At 69.8% G+C, this 25136-nt stretch carries 19 protein-coding genes, 1 pseudogene and 1 riboswitch; of the genes and pseudogenes, 17 read left to right on the top strand and 3 right to left on the bottom strand.

Annotated features, from left to right (window positions below; translation table 11 throughout):
- Positions 1-70 precede the first annotated feature (70 nt).
- From leuS to AVKW3434_RS20635, 4 genes are all read left to right on the top strand, one after another.
- Positions 71-2752, top strand: a complete 2682-nt coding sequence (leuS, locus tag AVKW3434_RS20650) for a leucine--tRNA ligase (RefSeq protein WP_284407320.1) — start codon at positions 71-73, stop codon at positions 2750-2752.
- A 2-nt stretch (positions 2753-2754) separates the two neighbouring features.
- The gene (locus tag AVKW3434_RS20645) at positions 2755-3255 is read left to right on the top strand and encodes an LPS-assembly lipoprotein LptE (RefSeq protein ID WP_272566755.1); all 501 of its coding nucleotides are present in this window, start codon (positions 2755-2757) and stop codon (positions 3253-3255) included.
- A 100-nt stretch (positions 3256-3355) separates the two neighbouring features.
- Positions 3356-4408 carry a DNA polymerase III subunit delta gene (holA, locus tag AVKW3434_RS20640; RefSeq protein WP_284407319.1) on the top strand — a complete coding sequence of 351 codons (1053 nt, stop codon included), beginning with the start codon at positions 3356-3358 and terminating at the stop codon, positions 4406-4408.
- Positions 4409-4457: 49 nt separating this feature from the next.
- Entirely contained in the window at positions 4458-5765 is a 1308-nt protein-coding gene (locus AVKW3434_RS20635) for an NAD(P)/FAD-dependent oxidoreductase (protein WP_284407318.1), read from the top strand.
- A gap of 34 nt (positions 5766-5799) precedes the next feature.
- Here AVKW3434_RS20635 and AVKW3434_RS20630 read toward each other — a convergent pair whose 3' ends face one another.
- Both AVKW3434_RS20630 and mntP read right to left on the bottom strand, forming a co-directional pair.
- Entirely contained in the window at positions 5800-6102 is a 303-nt protein-coding gene (locus tag AVKW3434_RS20630) for a hypothetical protein (protein ID WP_284407317.1), read from the bottom strand.
- Between the two features lie 25 nt (positions 6103-6127).
- Positions 6128-6694 (bottom strand): manganese efflux pump MntP, encoded by a 567-nt coding sequence (gene mntP / locus AVKW3434_RS20625; RefSeq protein WP_284407316.1) that lies wholly within the window; start codon positions 6692-6694, stop codon positions 6128-6130.
- Between the two features lie 15 nt (positions 6695-6709).
- Positions 6710-6892, bottom strand: a riboswitch (yybP-ykoY riboswitch).
- A gap of 114 nt (positions 6893-7006) precedes the next feature.
- On the opposite strand from mntP, the gene AVKW3434_RS20620 reads away from it, so the two are divergent.
- On the top strand, positions 7007-8647 hold the full coding sequence (locus tag AVKW3434_RS20620; protein ID WP_502869139.1) for a sulfatase-like hydrolase/transferase: 1641 nt from the start codon (positions 7007-7009) through the stop codon (positions 8645-8647).
- Positions 8648-8776: 129 nt separating this feature from the next.
- Here the strand turns inward: AVKW3434_RS20620 and AVKW3434_RS20615 are convergent, their stop codons facing one another.
- Positions 8777-9166, bottom strand: coding sequence for a nuclear transport factor 2 family protein (locus AVKW3434_RS20615; protein ID WP_284407315.1), 390 nt, complete (start codon positions 9164-9166; stop codon positions 8777-8779).
- 269 nt (positions 9167-9435) lie between these two features.
- On the opposite strand from AVKW3434_RS20615, the gene AVKW3434_RS20610 reads away from it, so the two are divergent.
- From AVKW3434_RS20610 to gshB, 12 genes and pseudogenes are all read left to right on the top strand, one after another.
- A complete protein-coding gene (locus tag AVKW3434_RS20610; RefSeq protein ID WP_284407314.1) occupies positions 9436-10674 on the top strand; it encodes an ABC transporter substrate-binding protein in 1239 nt (412 codons plus the stop codon).
- Positions 10675-10726: 52 nt separating this feature from the next.
- Entirely contained in the window at positions 10727-12667 is a 1941-nt protein-coding gene (locus AVKW3434_RS20605) for an ABC transporter permease (RefSeq protein ID WP_284407313.1), read from the top strand.
- Positions 12664-13458 (top strand): ABC transporter ATP-binding protein, encoded by a 795-nt coding sequence (locus AVKW3434_RS20600; RefSeq protein ID WP_284407312.1) that lies wholly within the window; start codon positions 12664-12666, stop codon positions 13456-13458. Before AVKW3434_RS20605 ends, AVKW3434_RS20600 begins: the two co-directional genes overlap by 4 nt.
- A complete protein-coding gene (locus AVKW3434_RS20595; protein WP_284407311.1) occupies positions 13455-14201 on the top strand; it encodes an ABC transporter ATP-binding protein in 747 nt (248 codons plus the stop codon). Before AVKW3434_RS20600 ends, AVKW3434_RS20595 begins: the two co-directional genes overlap by 4 nt.
- An 8-nt stretch (positions 14202-14209) precedes the next feature.
- Positions 14210-14812, top strand: a complete 603-nt coding sequence (locus AVKW3434_RS20590; protein WP_284407310.1) for a nucleotidyltransferase family protein — start codon at positions 14210-14212, stop codon at positions 14810-14812.
- A 160-nt stretch (positions 14813-14972) separates the two neighbouring features.
- Positions 14973-16253: a glutamate-5-semialdehyde dehydrogenase gene (locus tag AVKW3434_RS20585; RefSeq protein ID WP_284407309.1), complete on the top strand. Its 1281-nt coding sequence runs from the start codon at positions 14973-14975 to the stop codon at positions 16251-16253.
- Between the two features lie 45 nt (positions 16254-16298).
- A complete protein-coding gene (gene trkA / locus AVKW3434_RS20580; protein WP_284407308.1) occupies positions 16299-17789 on the top strand; it encodes a Trk system potassium transporter TrkA in 1491 nt (496 codons plus the stop codon).
- A 43-nt stretch (positions 17790-17832) separates the two neighbouring features.
- Complete coding sequence (locus AVKW3434_RS20575; protein WP_284407307.1) at positions 17833-19299, top strand: TrkH family potassium uptake protein; 1467 nt, start codon at positions 17833-17835, stop codon at positions 19297-19299.
- Between the two features lie 129 nt (positions 19300-19428).
- Positions 19429-20724 (top strand): glutamate--cysteine ligase, encoded by a 1296-nt coding sequence (gene gshA / locus AVKW3434_RS20570; protein ID WP_272566777.1) that lies wholly within the window; start codon positions 19429-19431, stop codon positions 20722-20724.
- A gap of 165 nt (positions 20725-20889) precedes the next feature.
- Positions 20890-22758 (top strand): potassium transporter Kup, encoded by a 1869-nt coding sequence (locus AVKW3434_RS20565; protein WP_284401544.1) that lies wholly within the window; start codon positions 20890-20892, stop codon positions 22756-22758.
- A 117-nt stretch (positions 22759-22875) separates the two neighbouring features.
- A pseudogene (locus tag AVKW3434_RS20560) lies at positions 22876-24063 on the top strand (benzoate/H(+) symporter BenE family transporter).
- Positions 24064-24086: 23 nt separating this feature from the next.
- The gene (gshB, locus tag AVKW3434_RS20555) at positions 24087-25040 is read left to right on the top strand and encodes a glutathione synthase (RefSeq protein WP_284407306.1); all 954 of its coding nucleotides are present in this window, start codon (positions 24087-24089) and stop codon (positions 25038-25040) included.
- Positions 25041-25136: the final 96 nt, after the last annotated feature.

Genomic DNA, 25136 nt, shown 5'->3' with positions numbered 1-25136 from the left:
CGCCTAAAATCCCCGGCTGACACCCCGCTCACTTTCTTTCCTGGCCGCACCGCCGCGGCCCCGCCAACCCATGCAAGACAAATACAACCACACCGAAGTCGAGCGCGCCGCGCAGGGCCACTGGACGGCCACCGATGCCTACCGCGTGATCGAGGATGCGGACCGGAAGAAGTTCTACGCCTGCTCCATGCTGCCCTACCCCAGCGGCAAGCTGCACATGGGCCACGTGCGCAACTACACCATCAACGACATGCTCGCGCGCCAGCTGCGCATGAAGGGCATGAACGTGCTGATGCCGATGGGCTGGGACGCCTTCGGCCTGCCGGCTGAGAACGCGGCGCTCAAGAACGGCGTGCCGCCCGCGCAGTGGACGTACGACAACATCGCGTACATGAAAAAGCAGATGCAGGCGATGGGCCTGGCGATCGACTGGTCGCGCGAGGTCGCCACCTGCGACCCGAGCTACTACCGCTGGAACCAGTGGCTGTTCCTCAAGATGCTGGAAAAGGGCATTGCCTACCGCAAGACCCAGGTCGTCAACTGGGACCCGGTCGACCAGACGGTGCTGGCCAACGAGCAGGTGATCGACGGCAAGGGCTGGCGCACCGGTGCCACGGTGGAAAAGCGCGAGATCCCGGGCTACTACCTCAAGATCACCGACTACGCCGAAGAGCTGCTGGGCTTCGTCACCGGCGACCAGCTGCCCGGCTGGCCCGAGCGCGTCAAGCTCATGCAGGAGAACTGGATCGGCAAGAGCGAGGGCGTGCGCTTCGCCTTCCCGCACGACATCCGCGCGGCCGACGGCACGCTGATCGGCGACGGGCGCATGTACGTCTTCACCACGCGCGCCGACACCATCATGGGCGTGACCTTCTGCGCCGTGGCGCCCGAGCACCCGCTGGCCGCGCGCGCGGCGCAGGGCAATCCGGCCATCGCCGCCTTCATCGAAGAGTGCAAGAGCGGCGGCACCACCGAGGCCGAACTGGCCACGCAGGAAAAGAAGGGCGTGCCCACCGGCCTCGTGGTCACGCACCCGATCACCGGCGAGGAAGTGCCCGTGTGGATCGGCAACTACGTGCTCATGGGCTATGGCGACGGAGCCGTGATGGGCGTGCCCGCGCACGACGAGCGCGACTTCGCCTTCGCGCTCAAGTACGGCATCGACATCAAGCAGGTGGTGCTGGTCGATGGCGAGACCTTCGACTACCACCACTGGCAGGACTGGTACGGCGACAAGCAGCGCGGCGTCACTGTCAACTCCGACAGCTTCAGCGGCCTGTCCTACCCCGAGGCCGTGCAGGCCGTGGCGCATGCGCTCGCGCAAAAGGGCCTGGGCGAGACCCGCACGACCTGGCGCCTGCGCGACTGGGGCGTCTCGCGCCAGCGCTACTGGGGCACGCCGATCCCCATCATCCACTGCGACGAGCACGGCGCCGTGCCCGTGCCCGAGAAGGACCTGCCGGTGGTGCTGCCCACCGATTGCGTGCCGGACGGCTCGGGCAATCCGCTGCACCACCACGAGGGCTTCCACGCCGGCGTGACCTGCCCGGTCTGCGGCAAGGCCGCGCGCCGCGAGACCGACACCATGGACACGTTCGTGGACAGCTCGTGGTACTTCATGCGGTATTGCGACCCGGCGAACACCGAGGCCATGGTGGCCGAGGGCGCCGACTACTGGATGCCGATGGACCAGTACATCGGCGGCATCGAACACGCGATTCTTCACCTGCTCTACGCGCGCTTCTGGACCAAGGTGATGCGCGACCTGGGCCTGGTGAAGATCGACGAGCCCTTCACCAAGCTGCTCACGCAGGGCATGGTGCTCAACCACATCTACTCGCGCCGCACCGAGCAGGGCGGCAAGGAGTATTTCTGGCCGCACGACGTCGAGCACGTGGTGGACGAGGGCGGCAAGATCGTGGGCGCGAAGCTCAAGAACGCCGTCGGCGGCCTGCCCGCGGGCACCGCCATCGACTACGAGGGCGTGGGCACCATGTCCAAGTCCAAGAACAACGGCGTCGATCCGCAGGACCTCATCGAGCGCTACGGCGCCGACACCGCACGCCTGTACACCATGTTCACCGCGCCGCCCGAGGCCACGCTGGAGTGGAACGACGCGGCCGTGGAGGGCAGCTACCGCTTCCTGCGCCGGGTGTGGAACTTCGGCCTCAAGCTCGCGGCCCTCGACAAGGACGCGGCGCTGGCCAGCGTGGCCGGCGCCACCACCCTGAAGGACGTGCCCTTCGGCAAGGAGGCCAAGGCCCTGCGGCTGGAGATCCACACCGTGCTCAAGCAGGTGGACTACGACTACCAGCGCATGCAGTACAACACCGTGGTCTCGGGCGCGATGAAGATGATCAACGCGCTGGAGGACTTCAAGGCCCTGGACAGCGCCGGCGCCCCCGTGGCGCTGATCGAGGGCTTCGGCATCCTGCTGCGCGTGCTGTACCCGGCCACGCCGCACATCGCGCACAGCCTGTGGAGCGGCCTGGGCTACGCCGGCGCGCTGGGCGACCTGCTCGATGCGCCGTGGCCCCAGGCCGATGCCGATGCGCTGGTGCAGGACGAGCTGGAGCTGATGCTGCAGGTCAACGGCAAGCTGCGCGGCTCCATCCGCGTGCCCGCCTCGGCCGACAAGGCCGAGATCGAGCGCGCCGCCCTCGCGAGCGAGGCTTTCGTCAAGCAGGCGGACGGCGCCACGCCCAAGAAGATCGTGGTCGTGCCGGGCCGCCTGGTCAACGTGGTCATCTGACAATGCAAAAACGCACCCTCCTGTCGCTGCTGGCCGTGGCGCCCCTGGCCGCCTGCGGCTTTCACCTGCGCCGCGCGCCCGAGTTCCAGTTCCGCTCGCTCTACGTGGAGGCGGGCGGCGGCTCGCCCCTGGCGCGCGAGCTGCAGCGCACCCTGCAGGGCGCGGGCGGCAACCTCACGGTGCTGCGCGATCCCACGCAAAAGACGACGGCCGACGCCATTTTCGAGCTGCTGTCCGAGCAGCGTGAGCGCGTGGTGGTGGGCTACAACGCCTCGGGCCAGGTGCGCGAGTTGCAGTTGCGCCTGCGCATCCACTTTCGCCTGCGCAACCAGCAAGGCGCGGAGCTGATCCCCGACACCGAGCTGCTGCAGCAGCGCGACGTGAGCTACAACGAAAGCATCGCGCTCGCCAAGGAGGCCGAAGAGGCGCTGCTGTACCGCAACATGCAGACCGACCTCGTGCAGCAGCTGCTGCGCCGGCTCGCCGCGGCGCGCCCGGTTTGATGGCTGATGCCTCGATTGCTATTGATTTGATAGCTGCAGCCGCATGTTTTTCTAGGGCGTTCGGCCTGTTTCGTTCAAAGATCCTGCCCAGGCCGCTCCCATGCAAGTCGCTCTGAACCAGCTCGCCGCGCACCTGCAAAAGGGCGTGCGGTCGCTCTACACCCTGCATGGCGACGAGCCGCTCCTGCAGCAGGAGGCGGCCGACGCCATCCGCGCGGCGGCGCGGGCCCAGGGCTACACCGAGCGCAGCAGCCACACCGTGGCCGGCGCGCACTTCGACTGGAGCGCCGTGCTGGCGGCCGGCGGCTCGCTTTCCCTCTTTGCCGACAAGCAGATCGTGGAGATCCGCATTCCCTCGGGCAAGCCCGGCAAGGACGGCGGCGCCGCGCTGCAGCAGATCGCCGAGGCCGCGCAGGGCAACGACAGCACGCTCACCCTGGTGCTGCTGCCGCGCCTGGACAAGGCCACCCGCACCGGGGGCTGGTTCAGTGCGCTGGACGGCAGAGGCATCTCGGTGCAGATCGACCCGGTGGAGCGCGCCGCGCTGCCGCAGTGGATCGCCCAGCGCCTGTCGCTGCAGGGCCAGCGCGTGGCCGGCGGCGACGAGGGCCAGCGCACGCTGCAGTTCTTCGCCGACCGCGTGGAAGGCAACCTGCTCGCCGCGCACCAGGAGATCGCCAAGCTCGCGCTGCTGCACCCGCCCGGCGAGCTGTCGTGGGCGCAGGTCGAGGCGGCGGTGCTCAACGTGGCGCGCTACGACGTGTTCAAGCTCTCCGAGGCGGTGCTCTCGGGCCAGGTGGCCCGGGTGCAGCGCATGCTCGATGGCCTGCAGGCCGAGGGCGAGGCCGAAGTGCTGGTGCACTGGGCGCTGGCCGAGGACATCCGCGCCTTGAAGCGCGTGAAGGACGCGCTCAACGCCGGCAAGCCCCTGCCCATTGCCCTGCGCGAAAACCGCATCTGGGGCCCCAAGGAGCGCCTGTTCGAGCGCATCGCGCCGCGCTTTTCCGACGCCGCCGCGGCCCGGCTGCTGCAGTCCGCGCACACGGTGGACGGCATCGTCAAGGGCCTCAAGGCGCCCGACTGGCCCGCCGATGGCTGGCAGGCGCTGCAGCGGCTGGCGCTGCAGCTGTGCAAGGCCTGCGGGGCGCGCTGAGCGCCCGCAGCGCCTTTCGATCGCCTTGCCGACACCGCGTCCCACTCCCTTGCGCCTGCCGGCCGACGATGCCACCAACGGCTGGTCGGCCATCCTGCCGGCGCGCGCGCCGCGTCCGGCGCTACAGGGCCCCGTGCGGGCCGACTGGCTGGTGCTGGGCGCCGGCTGCGCGGGCCTGGCCGCGGCGCGCCGCCTGGCCGAGCTGCGCCCGCACGCGCACGTGGTGCTGGTCGATGCGGGCATGGTGGGCGACAACGCCTCGGGCCGCAACTCCGGCTTCGCCATCGACGTGCCGCACAACGTGGGCAGTTCGCTCGAAGAGCTGCGCCAGGCCACGCACTACCAGCGCCTGCTGGCCGCCGGCATGGCCGATCTGCAGCGGCACATCGCCGCGCACGCCATCGACTGCCAGTGGCGCCGCGCGGGCAAGTACCACTGTGCCGTGTCGCCCGCGGCCGGGCGCACGCTGGACCACCATGCCCAGGAGCTGCGCGCACTGGGCGAGCCGCACGAACGGCTGGACCGCGATGCGCTCGCCGCGCGCCTGGGCACGCGCTATTTCGCCGCCGGGCTGTACACGCCGGGCACGGTGCTGCTCAACCCGGCCGCGCTGTGCCGGGGCCTGGCCGATGCGCTGCCCGCCCAGGTCGCGCTGTACGAGAACACGCCCGTGCACGCGCTGGACATCGCCCCGCACGCGGTGGTGGCCCACACCACGCAGGGGCGCATCGAGGCGCCGCAGCTCATCGTGGCCAGCAACGCCTTTGCGCAGCAGCTCGGCCTGTTCCAGGGCGAGACCTTTCCGCTGGCCACGTTCGGCTCGCTGAGCGCGCCGCTCACGCCCGCGCAGCGCGAGCGCCTGGGCGCACCGCAGGGCTGGGGCGTGACGCCGGTGAACGCCGTGGCCGGCGCCACGCTGCGCTACACCGACGACCACCGCCTGCTGGTGCGCCAGGGCTTCGAATACGCGCCGCGCTTTCGCGTGGCCTCCGCCGTTCGCGAGCGCGTGCGGCGCGCGCACCGGGCCGTGTTCGATGCGCGGTTTCCGCAGCTGGCCGACGTGCCGCTCGCGCATTTCTGGGAAGGCGCCATCGCCATCACGCGCAACGGCGCGCCGCGCTGGGGGCGCTTGGCTCCCAACGTGCACGGCGTGGCGGGCTGCAACGGCGTGGGCATCGTCAAGCACACGGTGCTGGGCGCGCTCGCGGCCGATCTGGCGCTGGGCCAGGACCATCCGCTGATCGCCGACGCCCTGGCGCTGGGCACCCCTGCGCGCATGCCGCCCGCGCCGTTCCTGGGCCTGGGCGTGCGCGCCTACATCGCCCGGGAGAAGTGGGCGGGCTGCGCCGAGCGGTGACCGGGCGGTGGACGGGGCGCGGTGGCCGGCCCGGTCAGCCCGCCTGGCGCAGCACGTCCCCGGCCTTGTCCACCCACTGCTGCAGGCTGTCCAGCAGGTCCTTCTGGCTGAACGAGCAGCTTTCCTCGGAAAACAGCGCGCTCGATTCGAGGCGGTCGAGCAGGCCGTGCAGCACCTCGGCATAGCGCGGGGGCAGGGCGGCCAGCAGCGCGTCCTGCGCGCGGGCCGTGGCGCTCAGGTCGGTGGCGCTGCCGCCCGGGGCGCGGCAGCGGGCCAGGGCGGAGTCCAGCGTGGCCAGTTGCACGAGGGCGGTGGTGGTGTCGGAAAAACGGGTCATGCGGCAAGGGTAGCGCGGGCCGGGATCAGAACGTGGTCAGGTGCTCGTAGAGGATCACCGAGCCGATGCCGATCAGCAGCACGCCGCCCACGGCCTCGGCCCAGCGGCCCGCGATGTTTCCCAGCACCCGGCCGACCATCACGCCGATCGTGACCATGGCAAAGGTCGCCAGGCCGATGGCGGCCGCCACGGGCAGGATGCCCACGTCGAGGAACGCCAGCCCCACGCCCACGGCCATCGCATCGATGCTGGTGGCGAAGCCGGTCACGGCCAGCAGCCAGAAGCCGTGGCGGGCGGGTTTTTCGGTTTCGGCATCGGGCGCCTGGAACGCCGCGTACACCATGCGCAGGCCGAGGATGGTCAGCAGCGTGAACGCGATCCAGTGGTCCCACTCCTTCACGTAGCCCGAGGCGGCGTAGCCCAGTGCCCACCCGGCGATCGGGGTGAGGGCCTCGATGACGCCGAAGATGGCGCCGGTGCGCAGGGCTTCGGACCAGCGGGGTTTCTGCAGGGCGCTGCCCTTGCCGACGGCGGCGGCGAAGGCGTCGGTGGACATGGCCAGCGCGAGCAAGGCGGTGGAGGCGAAATTCATGGTGGGGACGTCGTTGTACGGCCGGGCGAGCGCAAAGGCACGCCCCCGCTGCCCGACCTTTCGTCGCGGTGGCATGCCGATGGTCTCGCCAACCGCAACGGTTGCCGGCGCCACGGCATGCAGCATGCCGAGTGTGTTGACGCAGGCGCCTTCGTACAACGCTCGAAAGACATGGCACGAAAGCCGGCTACTCCCCAAGGGAGCGCGGATTATAGAAGCCCCTGCCGGCCTGGGGCCGTGCCGGCCCTGGCGCGTGCGGGGGCTTGGCCCGCTGTCAGAATCCGCGCCACCCCGACGAGCCGGATCCCGAACGTGCCAGACCCTTCCTCCTTTTCAGCGGCCCCGCCGCCCGCGCCGCGGCAGGCGCTGCGCGCCCTGGGCCTGGCCACCGCCACGGTGCTGGCGCTGGTGGCCCTCGGGCACGATGGCCGCCGCGTGGCGCAATTGATGGCGCTGGCCCTGCCCGCCCTGCTGTGGCTGGCCTGGCCGGTGCGCAGCGACGCCGTGCACCGGCTGCGCACCGCCGCCGTGTGGCTGTGGGCCATGGCCTTCGCGCTCGACGGCGTGGCACGCGCGTATCTGCTGGACGCCTACCAGGCCGCGCCCGACAGCACGCTGGTGCTCGGCGCGGCCGCCAACACCACGGGCCGCGAGAGCGCCGAATACCTGTCGATGCACTGGCGCTCGGTGGCCGTGTGGTCGGCGGCGCTGGTGGTCGCCGCGTGGCTGGTGGGCCGCAGCGCGCGCCGGGGCCTGCGCACCGCCGTGCGCTGGCCGCGAAGCCTGGTGGCGCTGCTGTGCGCGCTGCTGGCGCTCAGCGCCCTGGGCTATGCCAGCAAGCCGTGGCGCCGGCTGCACCCGGTCGCCTACTGGATGCACTGGAACGCGGCGGTCCACGGCCTGCGCAGCGGCTGGGCCGACCAGGAGCGCCAGCGCGGCGCCCTGCTGGAGCGGGCGCGGCAGGCGGCGCCCGCGATCACGCGCGCCGGCCCGTCCACCGTGGTGCTGGTGGTGACCGACAGCATCAACCGCGACAACCTGGGCCTGTACGGCTACGCGCGCTCCACCACGCCGCGCCTGGAGGCGCAGCAGCGCGTGCTGGGCGGGGAGATGGCCGTGCTGCGCCATGCGTGGTCGGTCGATGCCAGCACGCTGCCCGCGCTGGCCAACATCTTCGGCTTCGGGCAGCCGGGCCGGGCCGACGGCCAGCACGTGCTGGCGCTGGCCCGCGCCGCGGGCTACAAGGTCTGGTGGATGAGCAACCACGACGACGTGGCGATCGAGCAGCAGCATGCGCGCCTGGCCGACGTGGTGGACATGGTCAACCGCACGCCGGGCCGCGCGGGCGCCTCGCTGGACGGCGAGCTGCTGGACTGCGTGCAGGAGGCGCTGGACGACCCTGCCGAGCGCAAGCTGATCGTGGTGCACCTGATGGGCGCGCACCCGCACTACCGGCTGCGCTTTCCGAGCGGCGACAACCCGTTCGACGACCACGTGGACGCGGTCGAGGCGCAACTGGCCGGCCAGGGCCGCTCGGCCTGGGTGCGGCGCTACCGCCAGCAGTACGACGCCGCCCTGCTGTACCACGACTTCGTGGTGTCCGAGACGCTGCAGCTGGCGCGCGCCGGGGCGCGGCCCGGCGAGTCCCGGGCGTGGATGTACCTGTCCGACCACGGCCAGGAGGTCGGACACGGCAGCGACCGTGCGGGCCACAGCCCCGCGACCGCCTCGGGCTACCGCATTCCCACGGTGATCTGGCGCAGCGCGGCGGCGCAGCCGGTGTCCGCCGCCACGGCGCAGCGGCCGTTCCGCGCCGACTGGGCGGCCTGGACCCTGGCCGATCTGCTGCACATCGGCTGGGCCGGTGCCATGCCGGAGCGCAACGTGCTGGACGACCGCTACCGCTGGGTGGCGCCGACGCTGCCGGTGGCGGTGCCGTCGTTCTCGGAGTGAGGGCGGCGCAGGCGGGCATGCCTCTGGCTTTTGGATGCATGCCCCAATCGGGCTCCACCGCAATAATACCTAGGGCATGTAGCTATTAATTTAATAGCATCTACCGGGGCATCGCTTTCGCGCCCGGAATCAGGCCATCGCACGATCGACCAGCAGGGTGTCGGTGAACTGCTCGAAGCGCACGATTCGCTCGCCCTGCACCTGCCACACGTGCGCCGCCCGCACCTGCATGGCCTTGCCCGTGCGGCCATGGGTGCCCGAGTAGCTGCCGACGCCCACGATGCGGTCGCCGCCATCGATCAACGTCTCCAGATCGAAGCGGTAGCCGATCCAGTCGGCGCCCAGCACCTTGAAAACTCTGTCGATCACCTGCTGAGGCCCCACCCAGGTGCCCGCGCATGGAAAACCCGCCATTTCGGTCCACTGCACGTCGGGCGCCATGTCGGCCATCATGGCGGCGATGTCCTGGCGGGCGGAGGCGGCGTAGTGGGCGGTGATGAGTTCGAAAGGCGTGCGCATGGAGATTCCGAAAGCAGTGAAGGACAGGCCGCCATGCCGAACGGGGCAGGGCGGTGGCGAGACGGTCCGGCATGTTTAACACGGCCGGCGCCCGGCGGGGTCGCCCGGGCCGGCCGCTACCCGGGACAATGCGATCCGCAAGGCCATGGAATCGCTGCGATTTTCGGGGCTGGGCCTGCGGTGGATGTGCCAGCATCGGGGGGTTGCGCGGTTGCGCCGGTGGACCCTCAGGAAAAGTCGGCCCGCCCTTTATTTCGCTAGGAGTTGTCATGAGCTTTCCCCACCGTTTCGTCGCGGGCGCCGGCGCGCGCTGGCTGGCTGCGGCCTGTGTCGCCGTGTTGGGCGCTTTTCCCGGTGTCCCCGCCTGGGCGCAGGGCACGATCAAGATCGGCGAGATCAACAGCTACAAGGCCCAGCCGGTGTTCCTGGAGGCCTACAAGAAGGGCATGCACCTGGCGGTGGACGAGGTCAATGCGGCGGGCGGCATCAGCGGCAGGAAGCTCGAACTGGTCACGCGCGACGACAACGCCAACCCCGGCGAGGCCGTGCGGCTGGCCGACGAGCTGGTCTCGCGCGAGCGGGTGGACATCCTGGCGGGCAGCTTCCTGTCGCACATCGGCCTGGCGCTGTCCGACTACGCCAAGCAAAAGAAGCGCTTCTTCCTGGCCAGCGAAGCGCTCACCGACAAGATCACCTGGCACAACGGCAACGCCTACACGTACCGCCTGCGCTCGTCCACCCACATGCTGTCGTCGGCCCTGGTGCCCGAGGCGCTCAAGCTCCAGAAAAAGCGCTGGGCCATCGTGTACCCCAACTACGAATACGGCCAGTCGGCGGTGGATACGTTCAAGAAGCGCATGAAGGCGCAGCAGCCCGGCATCGAGTTCGTCACCGAGCAGGCCGCGCCGCTGGGCAAGCTGGACGCCGGCAGTGTGGCCCAGGCCATCGCCGATGCCAAGCCCGACGCCATCTTCAACGCGCTGTTCGGCCCCGATCTGGCCAAGTTCGTGCGCGAAGGCACCACGCGTGGCCTGTTCAAGAGCACCCCGGTGGTCAGCCTGCTGACCGGCGAGCCCGAGTACCTGGAGCCGCTGCGCGACGAGGCGCCCGTGGGCTGGATCGTCACCGGCTACCCCTGGTACAGCATCGACACGCCGGCCCACAAGGCGTTCGTCGCGGCCTACCAGGCCAAGTACGGCAAGGAAGACCTGCGCCTGGGCGCGCTGATCGGCTACGACACCATCCAGTCCCTGGCCGCGGGCGTGAAGCGCGCGGGCGGCAAGACCGATGCCGAGTCGCTGGCCAAGGCGTTCAGCGGCCTCCAGGTGTCCACGCCCGACGGCCCCATCGAATACCGCGCGATCGACCACCAGTCCACGCTGGGCGTGTACGTGGGCAAGATCGCGCTCAAGGATGGCAAGGGCGTGATGGTCGACTACCGCTACGTGCCCGGCGACACCCTGCTGCCGCCCGAGGCCGAGGTGCGCGCGCTGCGCCCCGCGCCCTGACGCGCCGGCCTGCCGATCGCCCGCGACCCCGCCGCGCCCCGTTCCGCCCGCGATGGATTTCTCCGGCTTCCTGACCCAGCTGCTCAACGGGCTGGCCGAGGCGTCTTCGCTGTTCCTGGTGGCGGCCGGCCTGTCGCTGATCTTCGGGGTGACGCGCATCGTCAACTTCGCGCACGGCTCGTTCTACATGCTGGGCCTGTACCTGGCGTATTCGCTGGTCGAGCACATGGCGGGTCTGGCGGGTCTGGCCGGCGGGCCGCTGGGCTACTGGCTCGGCCTGCTGCTGGCGGCGCTGGCGGTGGGCGCCTTCGGCGCGCTGGTGGAGGTGGTGCTGCTGCGGCGCATCTACCGCGCGCCGGAGCTGTTCCAGCTGCTGGCCACGTTCGCGCTGGTGCTGGTGGTGAGCGACGCGGTGCTGTGGCTCTGGGGCCCCGAGGAACTGCTGGGCCGGCGCGCGCCGGGCCTGGCGGGCTCGATCGAGCTGATGGGCCGGCAGTACCCGGCCTACAACCTGTTCTTGATCGCCCTGGGCCCGCTGGTGCTGGGCCTGCTGTGGCTGCTGCTCACGCGCACCCGGTGGGGCACGCTGGTGCGCGCCGCCACGCAGGACCGCGAAATGCTCGGCGCCCTGGGCGTCAACCAGGCGTGGCTCTTCACGGGCGTGTTCGCGCTGGGCGCGATGCTCGCGGGGCTGGGCGGCGCGGTGCAGCTGCCGCGCGAGCCGGCCAGCCTGGCGCTGGACCTGCGCGCCATCGGCGAGGCGTTCGTGATCGTGGTGGTGGGCGGCATGGGGTCGATCCCGGGCGCCTACGTGGCCGCGCTGCTGATCGCCGAGATCAAGGCGCTGTGCGTGGGGCTGGGCACGGTGCAGTGGTTCGGCGTCGAGGTGTCGTTTTCCAAGCTCACGCTGGTGGTGGAGTTCCTGGTGATGGCCCTGGTGCTGGTGTTCCGGCCCTGGGGGCTGATGGGGCGGCCCCAGGCCGTGAGCCGCAACTCGGCGCCGGCGGAGGCGCCGCTGCGCCCGGGCACGCCGCTGTTCCGGGCCGCGGTGGTGGCCGTGCTGGCGGCCCTGGCCGCGCTGCCGCTGCTGTCGGCCTGGCTGCCGTATGCCACGGTGCTGGCGCAGGACGTGCTGGTGGCGGTGCTCTTCGCGGTGAGCCTGCACTTCATCATGGGCCCGGGCGGCCTGCATTCTTTCGGCCACGCGGCCTACTACGGGCTGGGCGCCTACGGCGCGGCGGTGCTGCTCAAGGCCTTCAGCATGCCCATGCCGCTGGCCATGGCGCTCGCGCCGCTGGTGGCCGGGGCCGGGGCGCTGGTCTTCGGCTGGTTCTGCGTGCGCCTGTCGGGCGTGTACCTGGCCATGCTGACCCTCGCGTTCTCGCAGATCGTGTGGTCGGTGGTGTTCCAGTGGGATGCCGTCACCGGCGGCTCGAACGGCCTGATCGGCGTGTGGCCCGCGCCGTGGCTGGGCGGCGCGGCCTACTACTACCTCACGCTGGCGCTGGTGGGGCTGTCGGTGTTGGCGCTGCGGCGCGTGCTGTTCGCGCCGTTCGGCTACGCGCTGCGCGCGGGGCGCGACTCGGCGCTGCGGGCCGAGGCGGTGGGCATCGACGTGCGGCGCGTGCAGTGGATGGCCTTCGTGATCGCGGGCGGGTTCGCCGGCCTGGCGGGCAGCCTGTTCGCGTTCTCCAAAGGCAGCATTTCGCCCGAGGCGGTGGCCGTGGGCCAGTCGGTGAACGGGCTGGTCATGGTGCTGCTGGGCGGCCTGCAAACCCTGCTGGGCCCCATCGTCGGCGCGGCGGCGTTCAGCGTGCTGCAGGACGCCATCCTGCGGGCCACGGAGTATTGGCGCGCGCTGTTCGGCGGGGTGATCCTGCTGCTGGTGCTGGCCTTTCCGCAGGGCATCGCGGGCTTCGCGCAGCAGATCGCGCAGCGCCGGGCCGAACGACCGGCGGTGGCGCCCGCCATCCCCGAAGGGCCGTCGCCATGACGCTGCTCCAGGTGCGCGGGCTGCGCAAATCCTATGGCGGCGTGCAGGCCGTCGATGGCATCGGCTTCGACCTGGCGGCGGGGGAATTGCTCGCGCTCATCGGGCCCAACGGGGCGGGCAAGTCCACCACCTTCGACATGGTGGGCGGGCAGACGAAGGCCACGGCCGGTTCGGTGCAGCTGCAGGGGCGCGAGCTGCTGGGCCTGCCCCCCCGCGCCATCGCGCGCCTGGGCGTGGGCCGCACCTTCCAGATCGCGGCCACGTTCGCCTCGCTCACCGTGGTCGAGAACGTGCAGATGGCGCTGCTGTCGCACCACCGGCGCGTGTTCGCGCTCTGGCGGCCTGCTGCCTCGCACTACCGCGCCGAGGCGATGGCGCTCCTGGCCCAGGTCGGCATGGACGCGCAGGCCGGCCGCCCGTGCAGCGAACTGGCCTACGGCGACGTCAAGCGCGTGGAGCTGGCCCTGGCGCTGGCCAACGATCCGCAACTGCTGCTGATGGACGAGCCCACCGCCGGCATGGCGCCGCAGGAGCGCAGCGACCTCATGGCGCTCACCCGGCGGCTCGTGGCCGAGCGCCGCATGGCGGTGCTGTTCACCGAGCACAGCATGGACGTGGTGTTCGCCCATGCCGACCGCATCATCGTGCTGGCGCAGGGCCGGCTCATCGCCGAGGGCGATGCCCACGCGATCCGCAACCACCCCGGGGTGCAGGCGGTGTACCTGGGCGCCGGCACGACCTTCGGGGAAAAGAGCGGGCACCGGGAAGCGGTGCCGGAGGGCGCGGCATGACGGCCCCCGCGCCGACGCCGCCGCTGCTGCTGGAGGTCTCCGGCCTGAACGCCTGGTACGGCGCGGCGCACATCCTGTTCGACGTGTCGCTGCAGGTGCGCCGCGGCGAGGTCGTGGCGCTGATGGGCCGCAATGGCGCGGGCAAGTCCACCACCTTCAAGGCCATCATGGGGCTGCTCGCGCGGCGGCAGGGGCGGGTGGATTTTCTCGGCCGCCCGATCGCGGGGCTGGCGCCCTACGAGATCGCGCGGATGGGCCTGGGCTTCGTGCCCGAGGACCGGCGCGTGTTCGCCGACCTCACGGTCACCGAGAACCTGGAGGTCGGCCGCCAGCCGCCCCGGCACTGGCCCGACGGCAGCGAGGCGCCGTCCTGGACGCCCGCCGCGCTGTACCGGCTCTTTCCCAACCTGGGCGCCATGCAGGACCGGCCCGGCGGGCAGATGAGCGGCGGCGAGCAGCAGATGCTCACCGTGGCGCGCACGCTCATGGGCAACCCGTACCTGGTGCTGCTGGACGAGCCCTCCGAGGGCGTGGCGCCCGTGATCGTCGAGCAGATGGCGCAGACGATCCTGCAGCTCAAGGCCCGGGGCGCGAGCATCCTGCTGTCCGAGCAGAACGTGCGCTTTGCCGAGATGGTGTCCGACCGGGCCTATGTGCTGGAAAAGGGCCAGATCCGCTACGAGGGCCCGATCGAGGCGCTGTCGCGCAACGAGGACGTGCGCCGCGCGTACCTTGCGGTGTAGGCCGCGCCATGGACACCGTCTGCGACGAAGCCCTGCCCACGGCGCCGGCCCACGGCGTGGTCGGCGTACTGCTGGCGGCCGGCCACGCGCGGCGCTTCGGCAGCGACAAGCGCCGCGTGCCCTGGCCCGGCCATGATTCGCTGATGGAGGCCGCGCTCGCGCCGCTGCAGGCCGTGTGCCCGCGCGTCGTCGCCGTGCTGCCGCCGGGCGATGCCTGGGGGCTGATGCGGTGCCGCCGCCTGCAGGTCGAGGTGGCGTGGTCGTTCCGGCGCGGCGATGGGCTGGCGGCCTCGCTGTCGGCCGCCCTGCCGCTGGTGCGCGGCGCGCCGGCCATCGTGGTGGCGCTGGCCGACATGGGGGACGTGCGGGCGGCCACCGTGCGCGCGCTCATCGCGGCCTGGCAGCGCCAGCCGGGGCATCCCGTGCTGCCGGTGTTCGGCGGCCAGCCCGGCAATCCGCGGCTGATCCCGGCAGTGCTGTATCCCCGGCTGGAGGGACTGTCGGGCGACGACGGCGTGCGCCGTGCGCTCGACTGGGCGGCCGCGCAGCGCTGCGCGGTGGACGACCCTGGCGTGCTGCGCGATCTGGACACGCCCGCCGGGCTGGGGTGACGGCGGCGGTCCCGGAAAGGGTTTGGGGTCGAATCGGGCTCCAGCGCAATCAATACTAGGGCATTGTGCTATCAAATTGATAGTGATTTCGCTCTCGAGGGTGAGCGGCGCGACAGCCCTGCGTTTCCGCGGCCGCGGCAACTGCGTCAAAATCACGCCCATGAACGCGCTCCACATCGCCGAATACACCCATGGCCTCGGCATCCAGGCAAAAGCGGCTTCCGCGCAGATGGCGCGGGCGCCCTCGGCGGTCAAGAGCCGGGCCCTGCTCGCCCTGGCCCGCCTGCTGCGCGAGCAGACCGCCCCGCTGCAGGAGAGCAACGCCCGCGACCTGGAGCGCGCCCGCGCCGCCGGCCTGGCCGAGCCCATGGTCGACCGCCTGAAGCTCACCCCCAAGGTGCTGGAAACCTGCGCGCTCGGCTGCGAGCAGCTCGCCGCCATGGGCGACGTGATCGGCGAGATCACCGGCATGCGCCAGCAGCCCAGCGGCATCCGCGTCGGCCAGATGCGCGTGCCCATCGGCGTGTTCGGCATGATCTACGAGAGCCGCCCCAACGTGACCATCGAGGCCGCCAGCCTCAGCATCAAGAGCGGCAACGCCTGCATCCTGCGTGGCGGCTCCGAGGCCATCGACTCCAACAAGGCCCTGGCGGCCCTGGTGCAGCAGGCCCTGGCCGAGGCCGGCCTGCCCGAGGCCGCGGTGCAGCTGGTGCAGACCACCGACCGCGAGGCCGTGGGCCACCTGATCGCCATGCCCGAGTACGTGGACGTCATCATCCCGCGCGGCGGCAAGGGCCTGATCGAGCGCATCAGCCGCGACGCCAAGGTGCCGGTCATCAAGCACCTGGACGGCAACTGCCACACCTATGTGGACGACCCCTGCGACATCGCCATGGCGGTGAAGGTGGCCGACAACGCCAAGACGAACAAGTACAGCCCGTGCAACGCCAGCGAGAGCCTGCTGGTGGCGCGCGGCGCGGCGGCCGCCTTTTTGCCGCAGATCGGCGCGGTCTATGCCGCCAAGGGCGTGGAGATGCGCGGCTGCCCCGAATCGCTTGCCCTGCTGGCCGGCGTGCCGGGCGCGAAGCTGGTGCCTGCCACCGAGCAGGACTGGAGCGAGGAATACCTCGCCCCGATCATCAGCGTGAAGGTGGTGGACGGCCTGGACGAGGCCATCGCCCACATCAACCGCTACTCCAGCCACCACACCGACGCCATCCTCACCACCCACCACGGCCACGCCCAGCGCTTCCTGCGCGAGGTGGATTCGGCCAGCGTGATGGTCAACGCCAGCACCCGGTTCGCCGACGGCTTCGAGTACGGGCTGGGCGCCGAGATCGGCATCAGCACCGACAAGTTCCATGCCCGCGGCCCGGTGGGCATCGAGGGCCTGACCTCGCTCAAGTACGTGGTGCTGGGCGAAGGCGAAGTGCGCGGCTGACGGTCCCCATCGAGCCTGCGGTCCGGTCCAGCCCAAAACACTGACATGAAAATCATCATCCTCGGCGCGGGCCGCGTCGGCTGCAGCGTGGCCGACAGCCTCGTGTCCGAGCAGAACGACATCACCGTCATCGACACGGACGCCCAGCGCCTGCGCGATCTGGAATCGCGCTTCGACCTGCGCGGCGTGGTGGGCAACGGCATCGACCCCGAGGTGCTGGCCGAGGCCGGCGCGCGCGACACCGACCTGCTCATCGCCTGCGCCGCGCAGGACGAGACCAACCTCGTGTGCTGCAAGGTCGCGCAGCTGCTCTTCAACGTGCCCACGCGCATCGCGCGGGTGCGCTCCTCCGGCTTCGAGCACGACCGCGAGCAGGCCGCGCTGCTGCTGGGCAAGGACGGCTTCGCGGTGGACCGCATCATCTGCCCCGAGGAATCGCTGACGCGCTACATCGGCAAGCTGGTGGAGTACCCCGAGGCGCTGCAGGTGCGCGAATTCGCCGGCGGCCGGGCCTGCCTGGTGTCGGTGCGCGTGCGGGCCGGCGCGACCGTGGCGGGTGTGCGCATCGCCGACATGCGGGCCGGCATCCCGGACGTGGCCATGCGCATGGTGGCCATCTACCGCCGCTTTCCCGAAGAGCCCGACCGCTTCATCGCCTGCGACGGCGACACGCGCATCGCGGCGGGCGACGAGGTCTTCGTGCTGTCCGCGCGCGAGCACATCCCCCAGGTGCTGGCCGCCATGCACCAGCGCGACGGCCAGCCCGCGCGGGCGGTGCGCCGCATCATGATCGCCGGCGGCGGCCGCGCCGGCCTGCGCCTGGCGCGGCAGCTGGCGCAGCAGGGGCGCTTTCACATCAAGGTGATCGAGGGCGATCCGGACCGCTGCGTCGAGCTGGCCTCCACGCTGCCCTCCGAGGTGCTGGTGCTGCAGGGCGATGCCACGGACGAAGACCTGCTGGGCGACGAGAACGTCGAGGAGGTGGACCTGTTCCTCGCGCTCACCGACGACGATGAGGACAACATCATGGCCTGCCTGCTGGCCAAGCGCATGGGCGCGAGCCGCGTGCTGGCGCTGATCAACCGGCGCTCCTACGCCGACCTGATGCACGGCACGCAGATCGACATCGCGCTGTCGCCCGCGCAGGCCATGCTGGGCGAGTTGCTGGCCTACGTGCGCCGCGGCGACGTGCAGGCCGTGCACAGCCTGCGCCGGGGCGTGGCCGAGGCGCTGGAGATCGTGGCGCGCGGCGACCGCAAGAGCTCGCGCGTGGTGGGCCGCAAGGTCGGCGACCTGCACCTGCCGCCCGAGGTGCACATGGGGCTGATCGTGCGCGGGCTGTCCGGCGCGGAGCCGGGGGCGGATGCGGCGCTGGCCGAGGGCGATGGCCCGGACGCCTTCGCCGAACCCCAGGTCATCATTCCGCGCAGCCACACGGTGATCGAAAGCGGGGACCACGTGGTGTTCTTCCTGCCGAACAAGCGGCTGGTGCGCGATGTGGAAAAGGCCTTCCGCCTGGGCGCCACGTTCTTCTGAACCCGCGCCCCCGACCCTCTTCGTTTCCTTCCACACCGACACCATGGCGGACCTTCTTCCCGTTCTGCGCGTGCTGGGCGCCCTGCTCGCGCTGTTCTCGCTGGCCTTCGGCGTGCCGCTGGCGGCCTCCTGGTGGACGGGCGACGGCCTGTGGCCGCAATACGCCGGCGCCCTGGCGGCCACGCTGCTGTGCGGCGGCGGGCTGTGGGCGGGTCTGCGCCACCAGGCGCGCGAGCTGCAGCCGCGCCACGGCATCATCCTCGTCGCGCTCGTGTGGGTGGTGCTGCCGCTCTTCGCGGCGCTGCCGCTGCTGCTGGCCATGCACCAGATCGGCCGGCCGATATCGTTCACGCATGCGTACTTCGAGGCCGTCTCGGGCCTGACCACCACGGGCGGCACCGTGCTGACGGGGCTGGATGCGCTGCCGCTGTCGATCAACGTGTGGCGCACCTTCATGCAGTGGCTGGGCGGCATGGGCATCCTGATCCTGGCGGTGGCCGTGCTGCCGCTGCTGGGCGTGGGCGCCAGCCAGCTCTTCAAGGCCGAGGCCGCCGGACCGGTCAAGGACACCAAGCTCACCCCGCGCATGACCGAAACCGCCAAGGGACTGTGGGGCGTGTACGTGCTCTTTTCGCTGGCGTGTGCGCTGGCCTACTGGCTGGGCGGCATGCCGCCGGCCGATGCCGTCATGCACATGTTCACCACGGTGAGCCTGGGCGGGCTGTCGTCGCACGACAGCAGCTTCGGCCATTTCCAGTCGCCGCTGCTCGAATCCATCGCGGTGGTGTTCATGGTGGTGGCCAGCTGCAACTTCGCGCTGTATTTCGTCGCGCTGCGCAAGGGCCACTGGCGCAGCCTGTGGTGCGACCCCGAGATGCGCGCCACCGTGCTCACGCTGCTGGGCGGCGGTTTGTTCGTCGCGCTGCTGCTGTGGGCCAAGGACATCTATGCGCCGCTGGCGGCGCTGCGGCACGGGTTCTTCCATGTGGTGTCGGTCGCCACGACGACGGGCTTTGCCACCACCGACTACCTGGCCTGGCCGGTGTTCGCGCCGATCTTCATGCTCATGCTGTCGGGCGTGGCCACCAGCGCGGGCTCGACGGGCGGCGGCATCAAGATGGTGCGCATGCTGATCCTGCTGAAGCAGGCCCGCCGCGAGATGACGCGCCTGGCCCACCCCCGCGCCGTGCAGCCCGTGCGCCTGGGCCGCGCGGTGGTGGACCACCGCATGATCTTCTCGGTGCTGGCGTTCATGCTGGTCTATGGCGCCACGGTGACGGTGCTGAGCATGGTGCTGCTGCTGACCGATCTCGATTTGGTGAGCGCGTTCTCCGCCGTGCTGGCCAGCGTCAACTGCACGGGGCCGGGCCTGGGGCTGCTCGGGCCGTCGGCCACCTACGCGGTGCTCACCGAGTTCCAGCTCTGGGTCTGCACCCTGGCCATGCTGCTCGGGCGGCTGGAGATCCTGAGCTTCATGGTGCTGCTCACCCCGGCGTTCTGGCGGCGGTAGCGCGGGCCGGCGGCCGGGCGGGCCGGGGCGGCGCGCTGGTGGCGAAAGCCGGCGGCCGGGGTTGCGAAGCCGGGGCGCGTCCCCATATCCCTACAATTCAACGCGTCTTTCGTCTTCCGAGGGCTTTTCATGGTTCCGCATCTCATCACCGCCCTCACGGGACCGATCAACGAGCTCGAACAGCGCATTCTCGATTCCATGCCCGCGATCGAGCGGTGGTTCCGCCTGGAGTGGATGGAGCACACGCCCCCGTTCTATACGTCGGTGGACATCCGCAATGCCGGCTTCAAGCTCGCTCCGGTGGACACCAACCTGTTTCCCGGCGGCTGGAACAACCTGACCACCGACATGCTGCCCCTGGCCGTGCAGGCGGCCATGGCGGCCATCGAGAAGATCTGCCCCGAGGCCCGCAACCTGCTCATCGTGCCGGAGAACCACAGCCGCAACACGTTCTACCTGGCGAACGTGATCCAGCTGCAGCGCATCTTCAACATGGCGGGGCTCAACGTGCGCGTGGGCTCCATCAGCCCCGAGATCAAGAAGCCCACCACGGTGACCCTGCCCAACGGCGACTCCGTCACGCTCGAGCCCGTGGTCCGCACCAAGGGGCGCCTGGGGCTCAAGAACTTCGACCCCTGCACCATCTTGCTCAACAACGACCTCTCGGCCGGCCCCCCGGGCATCCTGGAGGACATCCACGAGCAGTACCTGCTGCCGCCGCTGCACGCCGGCTGGAGCGTGCGCCGCAAGAGCCGCCATTTCCAGAGCTACGAGGAAGTGTCCAAGCGCTTTGGCAAGCTGCTGGGCATCGACCCGTGGCTCATCAACCCGCTGTTCAGCCGCTGCGAAGGCGTCGACTTCAACGAAGGCACGGGCATGGAGGGGCTGCGCGCCGCCGTCGATGCGCAGCTGGGCAAGGTGCGCCGCAAGTACAAGGAATACGGCATCAACGAAAAGCCCTTCGTCATCGTCAAGGCCGACAACGGCACCTACGGCATGGGCATCATGACCGTGCGCGACGCCAAGGACCTGGACGCGCTCAACCGCAAGACCCGGAACAAGATGGCCGTCATCAAGGACGGGCAGGCGGTGAGCGACGTGATCATCCAGGAAGGCGTGCTCACCCAGGAGCGGGTGCACGAGGCCGTGGCCGAGCCGGTCGTCTACATGATGGACCGCTACGTGGTCGGGGGCTTTTACCGCATGCATGCCGAGCGCGGCGTGGACGAGAACCTCAACGCCCCCGGCGCGAGCTTCGTGCCCCTGGCCTTCGAGCACAGCACGCACCTGCCCCAGCCCGGCGCCCGCCCCGGTGCGAGCGCGCCCAACCGCTTCTATATGTATGGCGTGGTGGCGCGCCTGGCGATGCTCGCCGCGAGCTACGAGCTGGAAGCCACCAACCCCGAGGCCGAGATCTACGACTGACGGCCCCGCGGCCACGCTCGGGCAGGGGAGGGGGCGGCCGTGGCCGCCTCAGTTGCTGCATTGCAACAGCCGGGCGGGGGCCGAACCATCGGGGGCGAGCCGCGCCACAATAGCGGTCCCCCAATATCGGAATCCCGGTTGGCCCCGGTGCCAGCGGGCCAGTCTGTGCAAAGTTCCAAGTCCTCGCTCGCGGCGCTCACCCTGGGCGCCATCGGCGTCGTGTATGGCGATATCGGCACCAGCGTGCTGTATGCGGTCAAGGAGGTGTTCGGCTCGGGACACGTGGCCTTCACGCCCCAGAACGTCTACGGCATCCTGTCCATCTTCTTCTGGACGCTGACCACCATCGTCTCGCTCAAGTACGTGGTGCTGGTCCTGCGGGCCGACAACAACGGGGAAGGCGGGCTCATCGCCATGCTGGCGCTGGCCTCCCAGGCGGTGAAGGACAAGCCCCGGCTGCGCAGCGTGCTGCTGTGCATCGGCATCTTCGGCACCTCGCTCTTCTATGGCGACGGGGTCATCACCCCGGCCATCTCGGTGCTGTCGGCGGTCGAGGGGCTCGAAGTGGTGTCGCCGCACTTCGGCAAGGCCGTCATCCCGCTCACCCTTGTCGTGCTGTTTTGCCTGTTCGCGGTGCAAAAACGCGGCACGGGCGGCATCGGGCGCTACTTCGGGCCCATCACCCTGGTGTGGTTCCTGAGCCTGGCCGCCCTGGGCATTCCGCACATCATCGGCCACCCCGAAATCCTGGGCGCCCTGAGCCCGCACCATGCGCTGGGCTTCATCTGGAACAACCCGGGCACCAGCTTCATCGTGCTGGGCGCGGTGGTGCTGTGCGTGACCGGCGCCGAGGCGCTCTATGCCGACCTGGGCCACTTCGGCAAGAAACCCATTCGCCTGGCCTGGTTCAGCGTGGCGATGCCGGCGCTCACCATCAACTACTTTGGTCAGGGCGCGCTGCTGCTGGCCGAGCCCGAGGCGGTGAAGAACCCGTTCTACATGATGGCCCCCGACTGGGCGCTGATCCCGCTGGTCATCATGGCCACCATGGCGACCGTCATCGCCTCGCAGGCGCTCATCACCGGCGCCTTCAGCGTGACCAAGCAGGTCATCCAGCTCGGCTACCTGCCGCGCCTGAACATCCTGCACACCAGCGTGCGGGACACGGGCCAGATCTACATCCCGTTCGTCAACTGGATGCTGTTCGTCGCCATCGTGCTGGCGGTGGTCATGTTCCGCTCCAGCAGCAACCTGGCGGCGGCCTACGGCATCGCCGTCACGCTGGACATGCTCATCACCACCGTGCTCACCTTCTTCGTGATCCGGTACGGCTGGAAGTACCCGCTCGCCCTGTGCGTCGCGGCCACGGGCTCGTTCTTCGTGGTGGACCTGGCCTTCTTCAGCTCCAACCTGCTCAAGCTGTTCCAGGGCGGTTGGTTCCCGCTGCTGATCGGCGGCATCGTCTTCACCCTGATGATGACCTGGAAGCGCGGGCGCGAGCTGCTCAACGAAAAGCTGCGCGACGACTCCCTGGACCTGCGCGACTTCCTTACCGCCGTCTTCGTCAGTCCGCCCACCCGGGTGGACGGCACCGCCGTCTTCCTGACGGCCGAGACGGGCTCGGTGCCCAATGCGCTGCTGCACAACCTCAAGCACAACAAGGTGCTGCACGAACAGAACCTGTTCGTGACCGTGCGCAGCCACGAGGTCCCGTGGATCGGGCTGGACCGGCGGCTGCAGGTCGAACCCCTGGGCGGCGACTGCTGGCAGGTGATCGTGCACTACGGCTTCAAGAACGATCCCGACCTGCCCGGCGCCCTGGCGCTGATGCGCGGGCGCGGCTGCGAGCTGGAACCCATGACCACCAGCTACTTCCTGTCGCGCGATGTCGTCATCCCCACGATCGGCAGTGGCATGGCACCGTGGCGCGAGAAACTCTTCGCGCAGATGCACCACAACGCGAGCGGCGCCGCCGGCTTCCTGAACCTGCCGGGCAATGCGGTGGTGGAGCTGGGCTCCAAGATCGAGATTTGAGAATTCATGGGCTTTTCTGCCGCATGCCGGCGGTTTTATTGCCCTTGCTGCTATTAAATTAATAGCAATTCGACCAGATCGAGGTGGGGCCGGCGGCCGGTGACAGAATCGCGGCCCATGTCCTTCTTCAAAGACCTGAGCCTTTCGACCGCTACCGCAGGCTTCGTTTCCGTCCTGGTGGGCTTCACCAGTTCGGTGGCCATCGTGTTCCAGGCGGCCCAGGCGTTCCAGGCCACGCCGGCGCAGATCACCTCCTGGATGTGGGCCCTGGGCCTGGGGATGGGGTTGTGTTCGCTGGTGCCGTCGCTGCTACTGCGCCAGCCCGTCATGGTGGCCTGGTCCACGCCGGGCGCGGCCGTCCTGGCCACCGCGGGGCTCGCGGGCGGGTTCAGCATGGGGGAGGCGGTCGGTGCCTTCATGGCCTGTGCGGTGCTGATCGCGCTGGCCGGTGCCACTGGCTGGTTCGAGCGCATCATGGGCCGCATTCCCATGGAAATCGCCTCGGCGCTGCTGGCCGGCGTGCTTGCCCGGTTCGGCATGCAGGCCTTTGCCTCGGCCAACACCGCCCTGCCGCTGGTGCTGCTCATGCTGGTCTGCTATCTGGTGATGCGCCGGCTGCTGCCGCGCTATGCGGTGGTCGCGACGCTCGCGGTGGCCGTGGCTTTTTCGGCCGGCAGCGGGCAGATGGCCTGGTCCGCCGTCCACTTCGAGCTGGCCGCGCCCGTGTTCATGGCGCCGCAGTTCAGCCTGCCGGCACTGATCAGCCTGGCGCTGCCGCTCTTCGTGGTCACCATGGCGTCGCAGAACCTGCCGGGCGTTGCGGTCATGCGCGCGACCGGCTACGGGTTGCCCGTTTCGCGCCTGGTCACCATGACCGGCCTGGCCACGCTCGTGCTCGCGCCCTTCGGGGCCTTCGCGCTCAACTTCAGCGCCATCACCGCCGCCCTGTGCATGGGCCCCGAAGCGCATGAAGATCGCACCCGCCGCTATACCGCGGCCGTCACCTGCGGGTTCCTGTACATCGTGATCGGCATCTTCGGCGCGGTCATCACCGGGTTGCTCACCGCGTTCCCGAAGTAGCTGGTCAACGCCATCGCGGGGCTGGCGCTGCTCGGCACCATCGGCACCGGCCTGGCGTCGGCGCTCAAGGAGGATGCGCATCGCGAGGCGGCGGCCATCACCTTCCTCGTCACGCTGAGCGGCGTGGCCATTGCGGGCATCGGTTCGGCCTTCTGGGGCGTGGCGGCCGGCAGCCTCGCGCTATTTGTGCAACAGTACGGCCGCAAGCGCGCACCGGGCGCATAGCCGATCCCTTCCTTTCGCAGACCATGAACATCCTCTTCATCGCCGATCCGCTCGAACATTTCAAGATCTACAAGGACACCACCTTCGCCATGATGCGCGAGGCCCAGCGGCGCGGCCATGCGATTTCCGTGTGCCAGCCCTCGCACATCGCGTGGCAGCGCGGCGGGCAGGTGATGGCGCGGGTGCAGGACATCGTGCTCACCGGGCAGCCCGAGGCGTGGTTTACCGTTCAGGGCCACCGCGAAGTGCCGTTGGCGGGCTTCGGTTGCGTGCTCATGCGCAAGGACCCCCCTTTCGACAGCGAGTATTTCTACGCGACCCACCTGCTGGAGCAGGCCGAAAGGGAGGGCGCACGCGTGTTCAACAAGCCCCGGGCGCTGCGCGACCATCCGGAGAAGCTGGCGATCATGGAATTCCCGGAGTTCATCGGCCCCACGCTGGTGACCAGGGACGCGGAAGACATCCGCCGCTTCCATGCGGAACACCGGGACATCATCCTCAAGCCGCTCGACGGCATGGGGGGCATGGGCATCTTCCGCGTGAAGGACGATGGCCTGAACCTGGGAAGCATCATCGAAACCCTCAATAAGGAGGGCTCGCAGAGCGTGATGGTGCAGAAATTCCTGCCGGAGATCGTCGACGGCGACAAACGCATCCTCATCATCGGGGGCAAGCCTGTTCCTTATTGCTTGGCGCGCATTCCCCAGGGCACGGAGGTCCGGGGCAACCTGGCGGCGGGCGGTAAGGGCGTCGCCAAGCCTTTGACGGAAAGAGATGTGGAAATCGGTCGATCGCTGGGCGCTGTTCTTCAGAGCCGGGGACTGCTGCTGGCCGGCGTCGACGTGATCGGTACGTGCGTCACGGAAATCAACGTCACCAGCCCCACCTGTTTCCAGGAGATCTACGACCAGACAGGATGCGATGTGGCCGCGTTGTTCGTGGATGCGTTGGAGGTCGGAGTGAGGGGAGGGGTTTGATGACAATTTTTTGTCATCTTTCTCCTACGGGTGTGGAAAAAGTGGTCTATACTTGCGGGCTTGGCAGGTGAGACGGATGACTGAGTTGTCCGGAGA

Origin of the sequence: Acidovorax sp. SUPP3434, assembly GCF_030159015.1 — a bacterium.
In the GTDB taxonomy this organism is placed as follows: Bacteria; Pseudomonadota; Gammaproteobacteria; order Burkholderiales; family Burkholderiaceae_C; genus Paracidovorax.
Note: the sequence above shows the minus strand (reverse complement) of the source record. Positions and strands in the feature narration are given on the sequence as shown.

Coding starts and splice junctions, on each gene's coding strand:
- leuS (WP_284407320.1), top strand. CDS start 71: ATGCAAGACAAATACAACCACACCGAAGTCGAGCGCGCCGCGCAGGGC.
- AVKW3434_RS20645 (WP_272566755.1), top strand. CDS start 2,755: ATGCAAAAACGCACCCTCCTGTCGCTGCTGGCCGTGGCGCCCCTGGCC.
- holA (WP_284407319.1), top strand. CDS start 3,356: ATGCAAGTCGCTCTGAACCAGCTCGCCGCGCACCTGCAAAAGGGCGTG.
- AVKW3434_RS20630 (WP_284407317.1), bottom strand. CDS start 6,102: ATGACCCGTTTTTCCGACACCACCACCGCCCTCGTGCAACTGGCCACG.
- mntP (WP_284407316.1), bottom strand. CDS start 6,694: ATGAATTTCGCCTCCACCGCCTTGCTCGCGCTGGCCATGTCCACCGAC.
- AVKW3434_RS20615 (WP_284407315.1), bottom strand. CDS start 9,166: ATGCGCACGCCTTTCGAACTCATCACCGCCCACTACGCCGCCTCCGCC.
- AVKW3434_RS20610 (WP_284407314.1), top strand. CDS start 9,436: ATGAGCTTTCCCCACCGTTTCGTCGCGGGCGCCGGCGCGCGCTGGCTG.
- AVKW3434_RS20605 (WP_284407313.1), top strand. CDS start 10,727: ATGGATTTCTCCGGCTTCCTGACCCAGCTGCTCAACGGGCTGGCCGAG.
- AVKW3434_RS20600 (WP_284407312.1), top strand. CDS start 12,664: ATGACGCTGCTCCAGGTGCGCGGGCTGCGCAAATCCTATGGCGGCGTG.
- AVKW3434_RS20595 (WP_284407311.1), top strand. CDS start 13,455: ATGACGGCCCCCGCGCCGACGCCGCCGCTGCTGCTGGAGGTCTCCGGC.
- AVKW3434_RS20590 (WP_284407310.1), top strand. CDS start 14,210: ATGGACACCGTCTGCGACGAAGCCCTGCCCACGGCGCCGGCCCACGGC.
- AVKW3434_RS20585 (WP_284407309.1), top strand. CDS start 14,973: ATGAACGCGCTCCACATCGCCGAATACACCCATGGCCTCGGCATCCAG.
- trkA (WP_284407308.1), top strand. CDS start 16,299: ATGAAAATCATCATCCTCGGCGCGGGCCGCGTCGGCTGCAGCGTGGCC.
- AVKW3434_RS20575 (WP_284407307.1), top strand. CDS start 17,833: ATGGCGGACCTTCTTCCCGTTCTGCGCGTGCTGGGCGCCCTGCTCGCG.
- gshA (WP_272566777.1), top strand. CDS start 19,429: ATGGTTCCGCATCTCATCACCGCCCTCACGGGACCGATCAACGAGCTC.
- gshB (WP_284407306.1), top strand. CDS start 24,087: ATGAACATCCTCTTCATCGCCGATCCGCTCGAACATTTCAAGATCTAC.